Origin of the sequence: Deinococcus betulae (genome assembly GCF_020166395.1) — a bacterium.
GTDB lineage: Bacteria > Deinococcota > Deinococci > Deinococcales > Deinococcaceae > Deinococcus > Deinococcus betulae.
Map to the genome: position 1 here is coordinate 32,663 of NZ_JAIQXU010000005.1, position 18,326 is coordinate 50,988.

The 18,326-nt window shown below is 67.3% G+C and carries 12 protein-coding genes; 4 read left to right on the top strand and 8 right to left on the bottom strand.

What is annotated here, in order from left to right:
- The first annotated feature begins 16 nt into the window (after positions 1–16).
- Positions 17–793, top strand: a complete 777-nt coding sequence (locus tag K7W42_RS05535) for a TerC family protein (RefSeq protein WP_439648853.1) — start codon at positions 17–19, stop codon at positions 791–793.
- 121 nt (positions 794–914) lie between these two features.
- A complete protein-coding gene (locus K7W42_RS05540) occupies positions 915–1,172 on the top strand; it encodes a thioredoxin domain-containing protein (RefSeq protein ID WP_224572980.1) in 258 nt (85 codons plus the stop codon).
- Positions 1,173–1,464: 292 nt separating this feature from the next.
- Here the strand turns inward: K7W42_RS05540 and K7W42_RS05545 are convergent, their stop codons facing one another.
- From K7W42_RS05545 to K7W42_RS05555, 3 genes are all read right to left on the bottom strand, one after another.
- On the bottom strand, positions 1,465–4,437 hold the full coding sequence (locus K7W42_RS05545; RefSeq protein ID WP_224572982.1) for an AfsR/SARP family transcriptional regulator: 2,973 nt from the start codon (positions 4,435–4,437) through the stop codon (positions 1,465–1,467).
- A 78-nt stretch (positions 4,438–4,515) separates the two neighbouring features.
- On the bottom strand, positions 4,516–4,848 hold the full coding sequence (locus tag K7W42_RS05550; protein ID WP_224572984.1) for a hypothetical protein: 333 nt from the start codon (positions 4,846–4,848) through the stop codon (positions 4,516–4,518).
- Entirely contained in the window at positions 4,845–5,003 is a 159-nt protein-coding gene (locus tag K7W42_RS05555) for a hypothetical protein (protein WP_224572986.1), read from the bottom strand. The genes K7W42_RS05550 and K7W42_RS05555 overlap by 4 nt, the downstream gene beginning before the upstream one ends.
- 475 nt (positions 5,004–5,478) lie before the next feature.
- Here K7W42_RS05555 and K7W42_RS05560 point away from each other — a divergent pair, with 475 nt between their 5' ends.
- On the top strand, positions 5,479–5,940 hold the full coding sequence (locus tag K7W42_RS05560; RefSeq protein WP_224572988.1) for a hypothetical protein: 462 nt from the start codon (positions 5,479–5,481) through the stop codon (positions 5,938–5,940).
- Between the two features lie 137 nt (positions 5,941–6,077).
- On the opposite strand, the gene K7W42_RS05565 is transcribed toward K7W42_RS05560, so the two are convergent.
- The 5 genes from K7W42_RS05565 to K7W42_RS05585 all read right to left on the bottom strand — a co-directional run bounded on the left by K7W42_RS05565 (position 6,078) and on the right by K7W42_RS05585 (position 15,636).
- Entirely contained in the window at positions 6,078–9,044 is a 2,967-nt protein-coding gene (locus K7W42_RS05565) for an AfsR/SARP family transcriptional regulator (protein WP_224572990.1), read from the bottom strand.
- Between the two features lie 207 nt (positions 9,045–9,251).
- Complete coding sequence (locus K7W42_RS05570) at positions 9,252–11,747, bottom strand: phosphoenolpyruvate carboxylase (protein WP_224572992.1); 2,496 nt, start codon at positions 11,745–11,747, stop codon at positions 9,252–9,254.
- Positions 11,748–11,785: 38 nt separating this feature from the next.
- Positions 11,786–12,574: a TIGR00282 family metallophosphoesterase gene (locus K7W42_RS05575; RefSeq protein ID WP_224572994.1), complete on the bottom strand. Its 789-nt coding sequence runs from the start codon at positions 12,572–12,574 to the stop codon at positions 11,786–11,788.
- 53 nt (positions 12,575–12,627) lie between these two features.
- The gene (locus tag K7W42_RS05580) at positions 12,628–13,098 is read right to left on the bottom strand and encodes a hypothetical protein (RefSeq protein ID WP_224572995.1); all 471 of its coding nucleotides are present in this window, start codon (positions 13,096–13,098) and stop codon (positions 12,628–12,630) included.
- Positions 13,099–13,110: 12 nt separating this feature from the next.
- Entirely contained in the window at positions 13,111–15,636 is a 2,526-nt protein-coding gene (locus K7W42_RS05585) for an eCIS core domain-containing protein (protein WP_224572996.1), read from the bottom strand.
- Positions 15,637–15,749: 113 nt separating this feature from the next.
- On the opposite strand from K7W42_RS05585, the gene K7W42_RS05590 reads away from it, so the two are divergent.
- The gene (locus K7W42_RS05590; RefSeq protein WP_224572997.1) at positions 15,750–18,278 is read left to right on the top strand and encodes a U32 family peptidase; all 2,529 of its coding nucleotides are present in this window, start codon (positions 15,750–15,752) and stop codon (positions 18,276–18,278) included.
- Positions 18,279–18,326 lie beyond the last annotated feature (48 nt).

Genomic DNA, 18,326 nt, shown 5'->3' on the forward strand with positions numbered 1-18,326 from the left:
TGCGTTGGAGCCTGAACTGATGGAAACCATGTTCGGTTGGATCTCCCAGCCGGAAGCCTGGTTGGCTTTCGGCACCCTGCTGCTGCTTGAAGTGGTGCTGGGCATCGACAATGTCATCTTTATCTCGATTCTGGCGGGCAAGCTGCCCCCCGAGCAGCAGCAGCGGGCGCGCACCATCGGCCTGCTGGGCGCCATGATGATGCGCCTGGGTCTGCTGTTCTCGATCACCTGGATTTACCGCCTGAAAGACGACCTCTTTTCGGTCTTTGGGCAAGGGTTCAGTGGCCGCGACCTGATCCTGATTTTCGGCGGCCTCTTTCTGCTGTACAAGGCCGTCAAGGAGATGCACGAGCAGCTTGAGGGCCCCGGCGCCCACGACGCGGGGCCGACGGCGGGCAAGGTCGCCGGGGCCAATTTTGCGGCCATCATCGGGCAAATCATGCTGCTGGACATCGTGTTCAGCCTGGACTCGGTGATTACAGCGGTGGGCATGGCCGACGACATCGGCGTGATGGTGGCGGCAGTGGTCGTGACGGTGATGATTATGCTGGTGGCGGCGCGGCCCATCGGCGACTTTGTGCAGGCCCATCCCACCGTTAAGATGCTGGCCCTGGCCTTTCTCCTCCTGATTGGCGTGAACCTGATTGCCGACGGTTTTGGCTTCAAGATTCCCAAGGGGTACACGTACTTTGCGATGGGCTTTGCCATTGCCGTCGAGATGCTGAACCTGCGGGCGCGCCGGGGCAAGCCTGTGTCTCTGCACGAAAGCGGCCGTCACCCAGACGCCTCGTAGGTGCAAAGAGAGTAGCGATTTGGCAGTTGAGGAGGGCCGCCCGGTGAACGCTGGGCGGCCCATCTGCGGTGCCCCGGCGGCAGATGGGCTAGCATGGGCGCGCCTGAAGGAGGCTGACCCCTTGCCCGTCACCCGTCTGGAAATCTGCACCGAATACCTTGCCCCCGAAGACCGCGAAAACCTGCTGGACGCCGTGTGGACGGCCCTTCGCATCAGCCCTGGCATGGTGACAGCCGACGGAAATGTGGAACTGGTGCTGGCGCAGTGCGGCGCGGGCGTCCGTCCCGAGGACGTGCCGCTGGTGCGCGTAGGTGAGGTGGAATACCGCCAGGTGACCCCAGAGCGCCTCCTGACCCTGATGAAACGCTGGGTGCGGTAGGCCTGGGCGTCGCCCACCCGCGTCAAACTGCTGCAGGGTGAAAGCTCCTCGGGGTTCTGGATGTGTGGGTGGGCTTTTGTCTATGCCTTCCACACCCCAGAACAGCCTAGGACGGCCCACGCCGGGCCTCTCAGCCCGCTTTGTTGCCGGCTTGAACTGCTCTCAAGATGTTCAGGGTTAATCGGCATGAACCGTTGTGACCTGTCACAGGCCGGAGTTCATTGGAGGCGCCGCAGAGCTTCGCTCAGCCCGCAGGCCGCCGCTTGTGATCTGGCAGACCTCTCCTTGCCGCTTAGGCCCCTAGCCCGTCCTCTAAACGGCGCTGGCAGATGCGGCCCAGGTGCCTGGCCTCGCTGGCACGGCCGTGGTCCCCGACCAGGCTGACCAGCGCCTCGGCGGCGTCTTCTTGTAACGGGTCCAGGTCCAGCACTCGGCGGTAGGCGCGCGCGGCCAGTTCAGGGTCTGTCGCCCGCACCAGTTCGGCCAGGCGCAGGGCGCAGGCGACCACTTCCTCTTCTAATTCCAGCCGGTCCTCGTCGGCCCAGGCACTGTCCAGGCGGGGCAGCAGGGGGCCCGTGTAGGCGTCCAGGGCGCGCGTCAGCACTGCCGGGTCGCAGCTGCAGCGCGCGGCGCGCACCGTCAGGGCGTCGGCCTGCACCTCGAAGGCGTCGGCCAGGGCGTACTGCCCGGCGCGAAATTCCAGGGGATTGAACCCCACCCCCGGCGCTTCACTCAGGGCCGCGCGCAGGCGGCGCACCGAGACCTTGATGTAGTCAATGTGCCGCTGTTCACTGCCGCCACCGGCCAGGGCGTCCACCAGTTGTTCGCGGGTGGCTGGGCCGTGCAGGGCCAGCCACGCCAGCAGCTCGGCCGATTTGCTGTGCGCGATTCGCACGGGGGCCCCGCCAATCTGCACCTGCACGCCGCCGCCCAGCACAGACAGCTGAAGCGGCACCCGCTGGTGTTTCAGGGGGGTGGCCAGCGGGGCAGCGGCGCCGCCGGTCAGGGCCTCCAGCCCCGGCCAGTGGCCCGGCAGCCGCGCATACAGCGGGGTCAGGGCCGGCTGATCCAGCCGCAGGGCGGCGCAACTGCCTAGAAAGGTCAGCAGGTCGCCCAGGGCGGCCACCTCGTCGGCCGGGAGGGGCTGGCCGGTGGGGGCCAGGTGCAACAGCCAGGCGCGGGCGCGCACCTGTTCTTCCAGGCCTAGGCGCGCGTCGGTCAGGGCCGCGCGCAGGTGGGTCTGGGCGGCTGCGTCGTCGCCGCGCAGCGCGGCAAACAGGCCCTCGTAAAAGCGGGCGGCGCCCTGGGTCCAGGTGCCGGGCTGTTCGTAGGCCCAGGACCGGGCCTGGGTCAGTTGGGCGCCGGCCTGGGCACTGTCGCCCGCCCGCAGGGCCAGTTCAGCCAGCTTGTAGCCCAGCGCGGCCTGCACGTAACTGACGCCCTGCGCCTCGGCGGCGGCCAGGGCCTGGGCATACGCGGCGCCGGCAGCGGCGTCGTCGCCGTTCCAGCGATGCAGGTCGGCCTGGGCTTCCAGCATCAGGCAGCCGTCCGGGGTGGGGTGGGTGCCTTCCAGGGTGAGAGCGGCTTGCAACTCATTCCAGGCGTCTTGCAGGCGGCCATGCAGGCGGTACAGGTATGCCAAAGAGGCGTGCAGCCGGGTGCAGGCCTGCGGCAGCCCCGCGCGCTGGTAGGCGCGCACTCCCGCGCGAATCACAGCCTCGCGTTCGGCCAGGGGCGTGCGGGTAAAGGCGTGCAGGGCGTTCAGCAGGGCCAGCAGGTGCGCCCGCTCGCCGGGCTGCGCGGTGTCCTGGGCCAGGGCCAGGGCCTCGTGGGCGATAGGCAGGGCGTCCTGACTCCGGCCCAGCACATTCAGCGCGCTGGCCTGCACCCGCATCAGGCGCGTGCGGACGCGGTCGCTGGGCTGGGCACTCAGGCCGTCTTCGGCCAGGGCCAGCTGCCGGGCGCTGTCGCCCCGCCGCGACGCCACCACGCTCAGCAGAAACAGCGCTTCAGCCCGCACCTGGGAGAGGCCGCGCAGGTCGCGCAGCAGCGCCTCGGCGCGCACCACCTCGCCAAAATGCAGCAGGCACAGGCAGAACTTGACGCGCAGTTCGGGGGTCAGGGCCGCGTAGGGCAGGCTGGCCAGCACCTCGCGCAGCAGGTCAAAGGCCCACTGCTCTTCCAGGGCCGGCGCGTAGGTCTGGGCAACCTGCACCGCTTGCGCGGAGTCGCCCGCTTGCAGGTACAGGCGGATGGCTTCCAGGGGGCGGTCATCCTGCGCGGCGCGCGCGGCGGCGCGGCGGCACAGGGCCGGGCGCGCGTCGGGGCGGCGGTCCAGACGCTGGCGCAGGGCGGCCAGCAGCAGGTCGTGGGGGCGGTAGGTGCCGTCGCCGTGTGCGCGCAGCAGCAGGCCCGTTCCCAGCAGGGTCTGGGCCCAGTCGCCGGGCGGCTCGGTGCCCAGCGCGCGGAATTCGGCAGCGGTCCAGACGGGCAGCACGGCGGCGGCGTCCATCAGGTTGTCCAGGGAGGGCGGCAGCAAGGCCAGCAGCTCTTCCTGATAGGCCTGCGGCGTCAGGGCGCTGCCCAGTTCGGCGCCCGCCGCGCACAGGGCCAGACCCAGCGGCCAGCGGTCGTGGCCCGCGCTCACCGCGCCCGGATGCCGCGCGCAGAACTGCGCGGCTTCCGCCGGGCTGAAGGCCAGTCGCTCACTGTCCAGCAGGTGCAGCCCGCCGCCCGCCAGCACGCGGCCCAGGCGCAGCGGCCCCAGGTCAAAGCCGGCCAGCGCGCTGCGGTGGCCCTCGCCCAGCGCGCCCAGCAGGCTGCCCAGCCACGCACTGCCCGCCGCCCCTAGCGCCTCGGTCTGGTCCACAATCAGCAGGAGGTTGTGCGGCAGGTCGTTCAGGTCGCGGGCCAGGGCCAGGGGCTCACTGGGTCCACCCGCCGCCAGTGCCCGGCGCAGCGCGTCGTCCCGGAAGCCGGGCAGGGCGGCGCACACCCGCGCCAGTTCCTGCGCCAGCCGCGCCGGGTCCGCCTCTTCTGGGCTCAGGGTCAGCCACACGGTGGCCTGTCCGTCTGCCTGCGCCGCGCGGGCCAGCTGACCCAGCAGCGTGGTTTTGCCGTAGCCCGCCGGGGCAATCAGGGCAGTGATGCGCCGACTGGCCTGCGTGACCTCGGCCAGCAGCGCGGTGCGCGGCAGCTCACCGGGCAGCGGCGCTGGCACCTGCGCGCTGGCTGGGGCGTGGCGTGGAGACGGGGAAACGGTCATACGCGGTGGCCTCCGGTGGGCAGGGCAGGGGCGAGAGGAAGGGCTGACCAGGACAACGGCAAGGGGAGACGCAGAGAATCAGGAAGCCGCGCTGACCAGGCCGCTGGGCCACCCCACGGCCCCCAGGGCACCCGGCTCCTGCACCTCGCAGCGCCACTGGCGGATCGTGTGCAGGCTGACGCGGGCCGGCAGGGCGCAGTCGTCGGGCAGCTCGGCCAGCGCCAGTCCCAGCGTCTGGAGCAGAGGCTCAAGCGGAGCGGGTGTGCCCCAGGTGCGGCGTAGATCCTGAAGGGCAGCGTGCAGCCGGGTGCGCTCGGGGGCCGCCAGGCGCGCGCGGTCCAGGCAGGCCCCGATGGTCTGGCAGGCCAGGTCCAGGGCGAGGTCGTACCGGCGCGGTGTCTGGACGGTCATGGGCAGAAGGGCCACCAGATGGGCGGCCACACCGGGTCAATCGTCTGGTCGCCTTCCATCTGGACCTGGGGCGGCGCGCTGATGGCCTGGGCTGGGGGCTGAGCGAACATGAGGAGCAGGGCCAGCGTCGACAGCAGGGTGCGAATGAAGTTCATGGTGTCTCCTTGTCCTGAAGTGAGTTCAGGTTAGGAAACCCCCTGGGAATACCCTGGGAAACTCTTGAGCGGAGCTTAGGCTGACCTTCATATTCCCAGGATGGGGATGGGCTTGTGTGACTTCGGTAGCGAACCTCTGGAAGGGCACTGATGGCCTGGCCTGGGCGCCAGTCCCCAGGAGCCGCTAATTCTGAGCAACCTTCTGCTTAGTGACGTTCTTTTTTCCCAGAGCCAAGACTCTGACGGCTTCTGCCTCTTTCTGGTAGGCCTCTTGTTCGCCCAGGGCGTGTAGGCCAAGGTGGTACAACGTCCTATGTCTGTTCTGGGTGCCCTGGACGAGTGTCTGACGTACATCAGACGTTGTGTTCCAGCGTTCGATGAAGCCGCCCTTCTGGCTTCGATTGAGCCCTTGGCCTTTGACCATCCAAGTTGGGCGTCGTGGTGGGCGTCAGATCTTGCCGCTTCACTGCCTGCCATGGCACTCCGAAGCCGGGCATTGGCTCCGTTCACCACGGTTCTCAGCACCTACGAAACGTTCGATAGCGCTGACCTGACAGCTGAGCTGACAGCATTTCAAGCTGAGCGGCGACACTTGCTGTCTGCGGCCACGGACTCCGGTCATCATTCGGACCTGACCGTGGAACGGGAAGTGCGACGCCCCCAAGCGTTTCTGGTGGTCGAGCCGGCGTACTCGCTGTCAGACGGGGCAGCCTATGTGGCCACGAGTGGGTATTTTGACCAGAACAACATGCCCCCCTGGGACACGTGGATCGCGCCGGTGCCTCCCCCTTCTGGCTCCGATGTCAGCTGGGGGCCGGCGCTGCTGTGCTGGGTGCCCCCATGGGCGCGTGAAGGCGCGGAAAGAGCGATCGATGTGAATCCAGAACAGTGCCTGCAGTGGGTAGATATTCGCGAAGGCACAGTGGTGTGGACATGAAGTTCCCCTTCGCCAACACGCCCTAGGCCGGCTGAGATGTAACCTCAGCCGCCCCGGCTTCCGCTGTGAGTGGTTTGCCCCAACTCGGAACAGCCCTCGACTTGAACACCTTCAGCTCTACCGATGGAGACGCGGCTTCAGGGCAGAGGCAGGCCCAGACCGCGCAGGCGCCGCACCAGTGCTTCGGGGACATCTTCGTCCACCAGGGCGCGCAGTTGCCGGGCGTAGGTGCGGAACGCCGCCAGGGCGCCCTGCGGCTGACCCGGCAGCAGGGTCTCAATCAGAGTGAGGTTGATGTCCTCGGCGGCCGGCTCGAGCAGCGCGGCGCGGCGCAGCGCCCCCAGCGACTGCTCGCCGGGATGGGCGCGGGCAGCGTCCATCACCGCATCCAGCAGGGCCGCGCGAACCTCCTGACGCAGCCGCAGCGCCCACTCACCTTCGGCGCCGGGCAGCAGGTCGCCGCTGTAGGCATCTAAGGCGGCAGTCAGGCCGTCCACGCCCCGCGCCGCTTCGGTCATCACGGTGCGGGCGTCCAGCGTGACCTGAAGGTCGGGGTGCAGGCGGTAGCGCTGGCCGTCGTAGGGCACGGGGTCAAAGGTCCAGCCGCCTGCCTGTGTCAGGGCGGCGCGCAGCCGCCGCACTGCTACCCGGAAATACTCGTGGTGCTTACTTTGCCGCGAGCCGTCCCACAGGTCGTTCATGATTTCGGCGGAACTGCCCGCGCCGTGCCAGGCCAACCACACCAGTACCTCGGCGGATTTGGCCAGTGGGAGGCGCGCGGCCTGACCGCTGGCCGTCACCTGGACCCGCCCCAGCGCCCGCACGTCCAGCTGGGGGTGGGCCGGCAGGGGTCCGGGTGTCGGCGCGGCCGCGTCCCCTGCCAGCACGGCCAGCGGGTGCCCTGGGTCCAGCGCGCTCAGGCTGGCGGCCAGAGGGGCCAGCGCCACCCGGTCCAGAGCCAGGAGGGCGCCGGCATTCAGGCCCATCAGCCAGGCTCGGGCCTGCTGGGCGTCGGCGGCGGTCAGAGGCCGCTGCCGGCGTTCAAGGTCCAGCAGATACAGCTGCGCCCGGACCGGCTGGGTGCGCCCCGGCTGCTGCGTGGCTTCCCTCAGGGCGCTCTGGGCCAGTGCCCACTCGCCGCGTGTCCAGGCCCGCAGTCCGCTGGCGAAAGGCAGCAGCGCCGCCTGCCGCCCGCTGCCACTCAGCAGGGCGGCGGCGTCCTGATAGGCGGCTTCAGCTTCGTCCGCCGCCCCCAGATTCAGCAGCACCTCGAACTGGGCCAGCCGCAAGAAGGGCCGCAGAACATCCAGGCGCAGCCGCCCGGCGGTGTCCAGCGCGGTGTCCAGTGTGGCCTGCGCGCCCTTCAGGTCACCAGCGGCCGCCTCCTGCTGGCTGCGGGTCAGCAGCAGCTGCGGCTCCATGACGGGGCTGCTGCGCCGGGCGACCTCCAGCGCTTCTGCAAGGTGCGTGTGCGCCTGGGCCTGCTCGCCGCGCAGCAGGGCCTCTTCAGCCAGGATGTTCAGCAGTGGCACGGCCCGCGCGCCCTGACGCTGCTCCTGCAAGAGGGCCGAGGCCCGCGCGACGGCCTGCGCCCGCTCGGGCCACTGGCCCAGCATCTGGTGGGCGTACTGGCTCATGGTCAGGGCGGCGGCCTCGTCCAGCGGGGCGCCGCGCGCTCTGGCCTCGGCGGTGGCAGCCTCGCAGACGCGCAGGCCCTCATGAACTTGCCCCAGCGAAATCAGGGCCACGGCCCGCTGGAGGGTCAGCGAGCGGGTCTGCTCGGGTGGAAACAGCGCCAGACCCAGTTCGGCCAGCCGCAGCTGCTCGGCAAATTCACCCCGGCGCGTGGCCAGCAGCGCCAGCGAGGTAAAGCCCAGTGCGGTTGTCTGGCCCTCGGCGTGCAGGGCGCGCAGTTCGGTTTCTCCGGCTTCAGGCTGACCCGCTTCAATGCGGGCCACGGCGCGGTATTCGCGCAGCCACGCCGGCTCGTCTGGCAGACGCAGGCCTTCGAGGGTGGCATGCATCAGCGAGAATTCGCCCCGGTCTTTCAGGCGCGGCAGCACCTGCGCCGCCAGTTCCAGGGTCAGGGTGTGGGCCTGTCCCAGCGTGGCGTGCCCCAGTGCGCCCAGTGGATCGGTGGCCGCCAGGCGCCGCGCCTGGGCCGCGTGCAGCGCCTCAAACCGGGCGGGGTCTCGCCTCAGCTGAGCTTCCAGCGTGCCCAGCAGCAGCCCATGCGGCCGGTACCAGCCGCGTCCCAGCGGCGTGACGGGCAGCCCCGCGCGGCGCACCGTATCCAGCCAGCCGCCGGGCAACTGCAGACCCAGCTCGCGCACCAGGTCGTCGTGCCATTCGCTCAGAACGCTGGCTTCGGGCAGCCCGCTGCGCAGCCCGCCAGGCAGCACGTTCAGGGCCTCCCGCATCAGGTCGCTGGGGTCCAGGGTCGTGTGGGCGCCCCCGGCGGCCAGGGCCACGCCTGCCGGCCAGCCTTCCAGCGCGGCAACCACCGCCTGCGCTTCCTGGGCGGCCCCCCGCGCCTGCAGGAAGGCCTCGCTTTCCAGCGCGCTAAAGGCCAGCTGCGCGGCGCCCAGCACCGTCGCCTGCCCGGCAGCGGTCCAGCGGGCGAGTGGCAGCGTGTCCATCGCCACGCCACTTAGAAAGACCCGCGTGCCCCTCAGCGGCTCCAGAAAGAGGGCGAGCAGCTGCCCGGTCAGGGGGCTGAGCAGTTCGGTGCGGTCAATGTAGAGGCCCACGCCCGGCCAGTGGTCCAGCAGGTGCCCGGCCAGGGCGTCAGCGGCGCGCTCGGGGGCGGTGCCGGCGGCCAGTTCAGGCACTGGCCCCAGCCGCCGAACGGCGCGGGTCAGCGAGGCCACAAAAAATTCCACCTCGGAGTCGCTGGCACTCAGGCTCAGCCACAGGGCTTCCCGGCCCAGGGCGCGGGCATGCTGGGCGAGCAGCGTGGTCTTGCCGTAGCCTGACGGCGCCAGCAGCGCGACCACCTCTGGGCCAGGCGCGGCCAGTGTGGTCAGCAGCGCCGAGCGCCCCAGTTCGGTCCGCAGAGGCCGGGGCACGACCACAGACGGATGAACGGGCGCTGAGGCAGTCATGGGAGCTTCCAGTATAGAGGGCCGCGTCAGCTCACTGACTGCCCGAGCAGCAAGGTGGAGGGGATGGTCTCTGGAGGCCTGCTCCATGCCGGTCTGCTAGATCAGCATCACTCGGAAGTCCCTTGAATTTCCGACCGCTTTCAGGCGAGGAGCTGTCCAAAGACCTGAGGCACACGGCACTCAGGTTTCCCCTGGGGTCTAGTCCCCTCAGCCGGTATTCCGCACCCCCGCCGCAATGCCCTGAATGGTCAGCAGAAGGGGCCGCTCGAAGGCGTCCAGGCCGCCCTCCTGGCTGCGGCTGCGGCGCAGCAATTCCACCTGAATGCGGTGGATAGGGTCAATGTAGGGATTGCGCAGGCTGATGCTTTCTTTCAGACGGGGCTCATTGGCCATGAGTTCCGCCCCCACCACCGCCGCGACCCCCTCGGCGGTGCGGGCGTAGGCAGTTTTAAGCTGCGCGGCTAATGGGTGTGCGCCCGCGCCGTCCAGCCGCAGGTATTCGTCGAAAATGAGGGGGTCACTTTTGGCCAGGCTCATCTGCGCATTGTCCAGCACCGTGCGGAAAAAGGGCCAGGCGGCGTACATCTCGCGGGCGGTGTCCAGCCCAATGGCGTCCAGCCCTTCCAGCAGCCCGTACCAGCCGGGGAGGTTGGCGCGGTTTTGCGTCCAGCTCATGACCCAGGGAATAGCGCGCAGGTTGCCCAGGGTGGGGGCGCCAGGGCGGCGCACCGGCCGGCTGGCGATGTTCAGGCGCGCAATCTCATGGATAGGCGTCACCGCCTCGAAAAACGGCAGGAAGCCGGGGTCGTCCACCAGGGCCCGGTAAGCCCCGGCACTGGCGCGGGCGGCGCGGGTCATGGCATCGGTCCAGCTGGGGTTGAGGTCACTGCTCTGCCGCGCCGCCGAGAGCAGCAGGCCGTAGAGGGCCTGTTCCAGGTTGCGCCGCGCCAGCACCGGGTGGCTGTACTTGTCGGCCAGCGCCTCGCCCTGTTCGGTGATGCGCAGGCCCGCGTCAATAGTGCCGGCCGGCTGGCCCAGAATGGCCCGGCTGGCGGGCCCGCCCCCGCGCCCGATGGAGGTGCCGCGCCCATGAAAAAAGCGCCAGCGTACGCCCGCCCGGCGGCAGACCTCGCTGATCTGGCGCTGGGCCTCGTGCAGCGCCCAGTTGGCGGCCAGAAACCCAGCGTCCTTGTTGGAGTCGCTGTAGCCCAGCATGATTTCCTGCACGCCCTCGCCCAGCACCACGCGGTATTCGGGGAGGCTCAGCAGTTCCCAAACCACCTGCGGGGCGCGTGTCAGATCGTCCAGGGTCTCAAACAGCGGCACGGGCAGAATCCGCAGACCCACCTCGCGCGCCAGCAGCAGCGGCTCTAGTACGTCGCTGACGGACTCGGCCATGCTGATGACGTAACGGCCGAAGGCGCGCGGCCCGGCCTGGCGCACGGCGCCCTGCACCTCGCGGATAGGCCCGATGGCGGTTTCCAGCGCCTCGGGTAGCCCTTCGCCTGCGGGCCACAGCGGCCGGCGAGACCGTAATTCGCGGGTCAGCAACTCCTGCTTGGCGTGCTCGGGAAGGGATAGGTAGTCGGCCTCCACGCCCGAGGCGCGCAGCAATTCCGCCACCGCCGCCCCGGTTTGCGCCGAGTGCTCGCGGATGTCGAGGCTGACAAGGTGCTGCCCGAACACCCGCGCGGCCGTCAGCAGAGGCGTGAGCAGTTGTTCGGCGCTGCGGCGCTGGCCCTGGGCTCTGAGGCTGGCGTCCAAGGCTTCCAGGCGCGGCACCAACGCCACCGTCTCGCCCACCTGCACAGCGTCAAAGAGGGCCTGTAACTCGGTGCGGGTGCCCTCCTGACCGTCCTCATCGGCCTGGCTGAGGTCGGCAAACGCCTGCCGAATCAGCCCCAGCAGCACCTCACGCGCCCGCTCGCGGTGCAGGGCCAGCGCTTCGCGGGTGGCCTGCGGCGTCACGAACGGGTTGCCGTCGCGGTCCCCACCCATCCAAGAGGAAAAGCTGAGCGGCAGGGTCGCCGCCGTGTCGCGGCCGTAGACCTCGCGGAAGGCGCGTTGCAGGTCGCGCTGCAGCCCCGGCAGGGCCTCGGCGATGCTGGACACGTAGTTCAGGCCGCCTTTGACCTCGTCCAGCACGGTGGGCTTGAGGCGGCGCAGTTCGGGGGTGCGCCACAGGGCCTCCACGTGGGCAGCGATCTGCTCGGCGGCCGTTCCCTCGGCGCCGCCCTCTGCCAGCCCCGGCAGCGCGCGGGCCACCTGTTCCAGATGCCGCCGCACCGTGCGCCGCCGCATCTCGGTGGGGTGGGCCGTAAAGGTCAGGCCCAGGTCCAGGCGGGCGAGCAGGGCCTCGACCTCCTCGGCGCTGAGCCCCTGGGTCCTGAGTTCCTGCATCGCCTGTTCCAGGCTCTGGGGCCGCACGCCTCCGGCGGCGCGCAGCACCCGCACCCGCTCGTATTCCTCGGCTAGATTGACCAGTTGGAAATACCAGGTAAAGGCGCGCGCCAGGTTGCCCGCGTCGGCCCCCGACAGCTCGGCCAGCATGGCGCGCAGTTCGTGGTCATCGCCGCCGGCACGCACCTCGCGCACCAGGGCGCGCGTGCGCTCAACGAGATTGAAAAACGCTTCGCCTTCCTGCTCTTTCAGCACTTGGCCCAGCATGCGGCCCAGCGTTTTGACATCGCTCCGAATACTCATAGGCGCCCTCCGGGCAGGGTGGGGCCAGGGGCCCGCACTTAGCCTTCTTCGATGTAACGGTACCGTTCAATCCCGGTGGCCCGGCCGCCCTCTATCTGGACAAACACCCCATTCAGTTCCGCGCGGCTGGCTTCGGCCACCCCAAAGCGGTGGGGCCGCTCAGTCAAGAAGCGCTGGATAGGGCCGTCCCGCCCGCTGCCGATCACCGAATCGTGTGGCCCGGTAAACCCGGCGTCGGTCTGGTAGGCTGTGCCGCCTTTCAAGATGCGGGTGTCGGCGGTGGGGACGTGGGTATGGGTGCCGATCACGGCGGCCACGCGCCCAGCCAGGTGCCAGCCCATCGCCTGTTTCTCACTGGTGGCTTCGGCGTGAAAGTCCACGAAAATAGTGCCCAGGTCGTCCCGCTCCAGCAAGTCGTCCATAGCGAGAAAGGGGTTGCCGACCGCCTCCATAAAGACCCGGCCCAGCAAATTGACCACCGTGAGTTTCTCTAGCCCCGCCGCCGTCCTGACATTGAAGGTGCGCCAGCCCACGCCGGGCGTGCCAGGGTCGCTGTAATTGAGGGGCCGCACAATGGGATAGGTGCCCTCGTCCTGCATCATCGTGAAGATGTCTTTGTGGTGCCAGGCGTGATTGCCCAGCGTGAGGCAGCCAGCCCCAGCCTTCAGTGCGGCGTCGGCGGCTTCGCGGTGCAGCCCAAAGCCGCCCGCCGAGTTCTCCATATTCACAATGACAAAATCGGCCTGAGCCCGCAGCTGAGGCAGGTGGGCGCTCAGCACCCGCCGCCCCGGCTGACCGAACACGTCCCCTAAAAACAGCACACGCATGGAGCGTAGGGTAGCGCGGGTGGGTGAAGCGATGCTGCTTCCGGCCAGTCAGTTCATTTCAATGAATTTATAAGTTTGAAGACCTCCAGATCCGAATAACTTTCTGAAGGGCCGTAGGGGCCGATAGGCTCTTGGTCGTTTCTCAGAAGGAACGTACCGGGGCCGTGTAACAGGCAGTGGAGTTCGCCGACTATGAAGTAGAACTTTCTGGGGGGCTCGGGGTAGATGTGCAAATTACCTATGGCCTCGCCTCCCACGCTTCTTTTCACCACTCTCGGCTTTTTCCGGATAGGACTTGGATAAATGAGATGGGTGGGTTCAATAAGAGCAGACGCGTTGGGCGAATCCTCCTCAATATCGAGTCTATCCAGAGGTAAGGTTTCGTACGCGAACGCGTCGCTAAGATGGAAGACCGCCTTGCCTGACCAGTAAACCGCGTATGAGGTGGCTGTCTCAAGGCCGAGAGAAGGCCACGCCTCAATCTTTATATTGCCCGGCGGCAAACCAAAGCCTTTAAAGCCCATCCGATCATTCTCCTATTTATAAACTGATATATAGGGTTCAAATTTTTCTATCAAAGCACTAAACTGTGGAAGTTTTTCTGCACCCCATCTCACCCATTCATCCCTGTTTCGCAAAGCCTTCTTGTAATCAAGGATGCGTTCTACGACATCAACACCATGCTCCGCTAGAATCTTCTCATCTGCCCCCTGATCTCGTAGCCTGAAGAACTCTTTGAGACGAACATGGAGCTCCAGTGCATTATTGTGCGTCTCCTTCATCAGCTGGCCTGTAGCCTGAGACTTGAGATTCGAGTTCGTGTCGAGTAGTTTCCAACCACCATTTGGCTTCGCCATATAACGTGCCGTCCACAACTCGCCCTTGAACGTGTCCATGATCTGCAGAACGTGGTCAAATTCATGCCGTAAGTCTAGAAATCTGGCATCTTCGTCAATGACTATTCTGCGTTCAACAGAGTGAGGAGAGTAATCTGCATTTACTCGTTGAATATTTTCGACATACGCCACTCCCTTCTTGTGCTGAATGTCGAAGCCGTACGACCTGATTTTGCCTATAAGTGCAGAGTATTCGGGGTGGAGACGCATCTTGACCGTCCCAATTTGGATGGCCTGTCGAGCCAGCACTGGATCTGCAGGGAGATCAAGGCCTTTTTCGACTCCAGAAGCGAGTCTGATTCCCTGCTTATGGAGCTTTTCGGTCACCTGCATCAGCCGGCGGCCCTGGACCAGCCCCTGAGCGATGAGGTGACGTACGGTCGGGCCAGCCGCTACCCTGGTGGCTGTCATGCCCTGTCTAGCTTTAAGCCACTGAATAGTAGGGCTGCTGGCGCTCTTAGCGCCAATCTGCTGTCCCAGTCTGGTTTTGCCCATAACCTGCACGCCACTTTTGAGGACAAGGGCCGCGATAGCCAGAATGACAGCGTCTGCGAGAACAACCAGTCCACGGGTCAGCGCTTCACTGGCAGCCTGAATGCGCTGCTGATTGCCGTGGGCTGAGCGGGCAAGGGCGAGGTAAGACTGCACACTCATATTCAGAACACCCAATTGTTTGCCTACGACAGCGACAATGGCTCCCAGACCCCAGGCATTCAGTACGGCCAAGCCCATTTCCGCGCCAATGGTGGCTCCCGGCACTGCTCCTGCGCCCCCGAAGAAGGCTCCTATCAATGCTCCGAGCGCTGTGGTTGCAGTTAGAACTAGAGCGCTGTCCCGCAGCATAGTGAGGAGTCCTGCCAAAAGTTCTGCTGGTATTCCTTTGAACTGTCGTCCGAGGTGCGATGGGAGTTGCTGTAGTGCCATCCGGGCTGCAGTGCCAGCATCTGCCCATTGCTGTCCATTGCCACCCAAGAACATCTGATCGTGGGTCACCGTATTCGAAAAGACCAGAGGCGTTTCATATTGCCGCTGCATGGCGAAGCGTCCAGATAGGGCAAGGGTATGAGGCGTAGTCGTTAGTAAGCGTTTGGCAGAATGAGGAAAGGAACTTTGTGCCAGCCGTATGCCCATGCTCCGCGCCTCTGCCTCCAGGCCTGCATCTGGGTCTACTCCCGGTCCCACCCGTCCCTGACTTTGCTGCACTGTATGCGTGACCTCATGGGCCAACAGTTCCAGGCCGCTCTGGGTGTTCGGGCTAAACTTCCCGCTTTGGAAGAAAATGTCTGTTCCTATGGTAAACGCAATGGCATTGACGCCCTTGGCCAGTCCGTCTGCTTCGGCATCGTCATGAATGCGCACCCGGCTCAAGTCATGATTCAGACCCTGCTCTAGATGCCGCTGAATGGCCTCGGGCAAGGGGTTGCCGATTCCACGACGCGCCTGGATACGCTGCAAGACGGGCTGTGTCGCCTCGGCATCCAGTTCGGCCAGTTGGCGCTGCAGGGTCTGGGTTTGGGCAAAGGCAGCGGCCTGTTGTTCACGCACTTCCTGCCGCTGCACAGCGGCATCCACTGCCCGCTGCAGTGCCAGCCGTTCGCGACCGGGCACCAGCCCCAGCACCACCTGTGCCACTGGCGCGCTGACAGGGTGCCGCTGCAAGTTGGCCAGCTGGTCGCCGTAGTGCTCGTAGCGGGCAGTGGCTGGGCTGCGGTCTGTTCGGAAGCCTTGCGCCAGGGCCTGCGCAGTCTGCCGCTGCAACGCTGTGAATTGCGCGTGTTGACGGGCGTCAAGCGGCTGACCCTCTACTTCTGCGGCCCGTTGACGCATGACCGTGACCCAGTCCATCGGGCTCTGGGGCCTGGTCACTGCCGATGAGGCGGCTGGCTGAGGTGGCGCCACTGGCACACTGGGTAGAGCAGCCAGTTGTTCGGCCACCGCGTGGCGCTGCAAGGCCAGACGTTCAGTTTCCTGCCGTTCCAATTGCGCCGCCCGCAGCGGAGCCTGCACCACTTGACGCTGGACGGCAACCGGCCGGGTAATGTGCCGCTGAAGGCTTTGTCGGATAGAAGCGGGTGCCGTGAGCGGCGTGGTTGCCGGCGCGGCCGTCGCAGTTGCATGGGCGCCCTCCTGCTTCTGAACCCGCTTGGTCAATTTGGGCGCGCTCACGCCTTGCAGCCTAGCCCAGAGCTGGACACCCGGTCAGTGCAGATGCCGCACCCTGACCCGCCTGCACCCTGCGTCACCCTTGGCAGAGTCTTCATTCGGTACACTGGCGCGTTATGCCGCGTGCCCGTGTCAAACCCGAAGTCATGAGCCCCGTTGGGGGACAGGCGCAGCTGCGCGCCGCTGTGGAAGCCGGTGCCGACGCCGTGTTTTTTGGGGTTAATCCCGCCCGTGGCGAGGGCCGCGCCGACGGAGCCGGATTTCACGCCCGCGCCAAGGTGGGCTTTGACCTTGAAGCCCTGCCCGACATCATGCGGGGCCTGCACGCACGCGGGGTGCAGGGCTTTGTCACCTTCAACGTGCTGGTCTTTGACCGCGAACTGCGTCAGGCCGAGCGGCAGCTGATCGCGCTGGCCGAAGCCGGAGTGGACGCCCTGATCGTGCAGGACCACGGGGTGGCCCGCCTGGCGCATGAGATCTGCCCCGACCTCCCCATTCACGGCTCGACTCAGATGAGCATCACTTCGGCTGAAGGCGCCGAACTCGCGCGGCGCTTTGGGGCCAGCCGCGTGGTGCTGGGCCGCGAGCTGAGCCTGCGGGACATTGAGCGCATCGCCGCCGCCACCGACATCGAGCTGGAAACCTTTGTTCACGGCGCGCTGTGCGTGTCCTACTCGGGGCAGTGCTTTTCGTCGGAGGCCTGGGGTGGCCGCAGCGCCAACCGGGGCCAGTGTGCCCAGGCCTGCCGGTTGCCCTACGACCTGCTGGTGGACGGCCACGAGCGCGACCTGGGCGACGCCCGCTACCTCCTGTCGCCCGGCGACCTGTACGCGCTGCATCAGGTACCGGAACTGGTGCGGATTGGCGTGGACTGCCTGAAAATCGAAGGCCGCTACAAAGACGCCGAATTTGTGGCTCTGACCACCGCCGCCTACCGCAAGGCTGTCGACGAAGCCTGGGCGGGGCTGCCCCTCAGCGTCACCGCAGAGGAGGAGCGCGACCTCGAACAGGTGTATTCGCGTGGGCTGGGGCCGCACTTTATGGCGGGAACCAACCACCAGACGGTCGTGCGGGGCCGGGCGCCCAGGCACCGGGGCGTGCGCGTGGGCACCGTGCGCGGCGTGACGGAACGCGGCGTGCTGGTGGAACTGGACGAGGCCGTCAAACCCGGCGACGGTCTGGTCTTTGACCCGGCCAACTGGCGCGCACCCGAGGGCCGGGAGGAAGGCGGCTTCGTGTATCAGGTGAACCCAGCCGGCACCCTCTCTGAACTGCGCTTTGGGCGCGGCGCCGTGGACCCCCGCCGGGTGCGCGAAGGCGACCCCGTGTGGCGCACCCACGACCCCACGCTGGCGGCGCGGGTGAGGCCCCTGGTCGAGGCCGCCGATCCCGTTCACACCCGCGCGGTGGACGCGCATTTTGTGGGCGAGGTGGGCCAGGTGCCGGCCCTGTCCTTGACCGACGAAGCCGGCCGCTGCGTCACCGTCACCCTGCCCGAGCCCCTCTCGGCCGCCCGCAATCGGGCGCTGGACGAGGCGACCCTGCGCGAGCAACTGGGCAAGCTGGGCGGTACCCCTTACCATCTGCGGACCCTGACGGCCGAACTGACGGGCGCCGGCTTTCTGCCCGTCAGCGCCCTGAACGCCCTGCGACGGGACGCGGCAGCCGCCCTGACAGCTCTGCGCGAGCAGGCCCCGGCCCGTCAGCCTCAGGGGCGCCTGGACAGTGCTCTGCGCACGTTCACCCGGCCCGCACCAGAGGCCGCCGCGCCGCGCCTGCACGCCCTGGTCCGCACCCCCGAGCAACTGGACGCCGCCCTAGCCGCCCGGCCCGATTCCATCACGCTGGATTACCTTGAGCTGTACGGCCTCAAGCCCAGTGTGGAGCGGGTGAAAGCGGCGGGCCTTCCAGTGCGGGTGGCCAGTCCACGCATCCTCAAGCCCACCGAGCAGAATCTTCAGAAGTTCCTGTTGTCGCTGGGCGCCGGCATTCTGGTGCGCTCCGGGGGCCTGCTGGAGGGCCTTCAGGGGCAGGCGGCAGACACTGAGCTGACCGGCGACTTCAGCCTGAACGCCGCCAACCTGCTGACCACCCGCGCGCTGCTGGACCTGGGCCTAACCCGCCTGACCCCCACCTACGACCTGAACGCCCAGCAGATCACCGAACTGGCCGGGCTGGTGGGCGGCGCGGCGCTGGAGCCGGTAGCCTACGGGCACCTGCCGGTCTTTCACACCGAGCACTGCGTCTTCTGCCGCTTCCTCAGTGAGGGCACCGATTACACCAACTGCGGGCATCCCTGCGAGTCTCACCGGGTCGCGCTGCGCGACGAACGGGGCCGCACCCACCCAGTCATGGCCGACGTGGGCTGCCGCAACACGGTGTTTGAGGGTCGGCCGCAGGTGGCGGGCGCGCACCTGGACGCCTGGCGTGCAGCAGGTGTGGCGGATTTCCGGCTTGAGTTCGTCCACGAGACACCCGAGCAGGTGGGCGAGGTCATCCGTCTTCACCGCGCCTTCCTGGCGGGCGACCTCAGCGCCGCCGAGCTGGAACGCGCCCTCGATGCGGAGGCTGACGCTGGCGTCACCGAAGGTAGCCTCTTTGTGCCGCATGACTTCGGCACCCTGGACGCCCTGCCGGTGCTCTAGAAGTGAACAGCTCACTTCACCTGGAACGTTAAAGAAAGGCTCAAGCGA

Coding starts and splice junctions, on each gene's coding strand:
- K7W42_RS05545 (WP_224572982.1), bottom strand. CDS start 4,437: ATGACCGTTTCCCCGTCTCCACGCCACGCCCCAGCCAGCGCGCAGGTG.
- K7W42_RS05550 (WP_224572984.1), bottom strand. CDS start 4,848: ATGACCGTCCAGACACCGCGCCGGTACGACCTCGCCCTGGACCTGGCC.
- K7W42_RS05555 (WP_224572986.1), bottom strand. CDS start 5,003: ATGAACTTCATTCGCACCCTGCTGTCGACGCTGGCCCTGCTCCTCATG.
- K7W42_RS05560 (WP_224572988.1), top strand. CDS start 5,479: ATGGCACTCCGAAGCCGGGCATTGGCTCCGTTCACCACGGTTCTCAGC.
- K7W42_RS05565 (WP_224572990.1), bottom strand. CDS start 9,044: ATGACTGCCTCAGCGCCCGTTCATCCGTCTGTGGTCGTGCCCCGGCCT.
- K7W42_RS05570 (WP_224572992.1), bottom strand. CDS start 11,747: ATGAGTATTCGGAGCGATGTCAAAACGCTGGGCCGCATGCTGGGCCAA.
- K7W42_RS05575 (WP_224572994.1), bottom strand. CDS start 12,574: ATGCGTGTGCTGTTTTTAGGGGACGTGTTCGGTCAGCCGGGGCGGCGG.
- K7W42_RS05580 (WP_224572995.1), bottom strand. CDS start 13,098: ATGGGCTTTAAAGGCTTTGGTTTGCCGCCGGGCAATATAAAGATTGAG.
- K7W42_RS05590 (WP_224572997.1), top strand. CDS start 15,750: ATGCCGCGTGCCCGTGTCAAACCCGAAGTCATGAGCCCCGTTGGGGGA.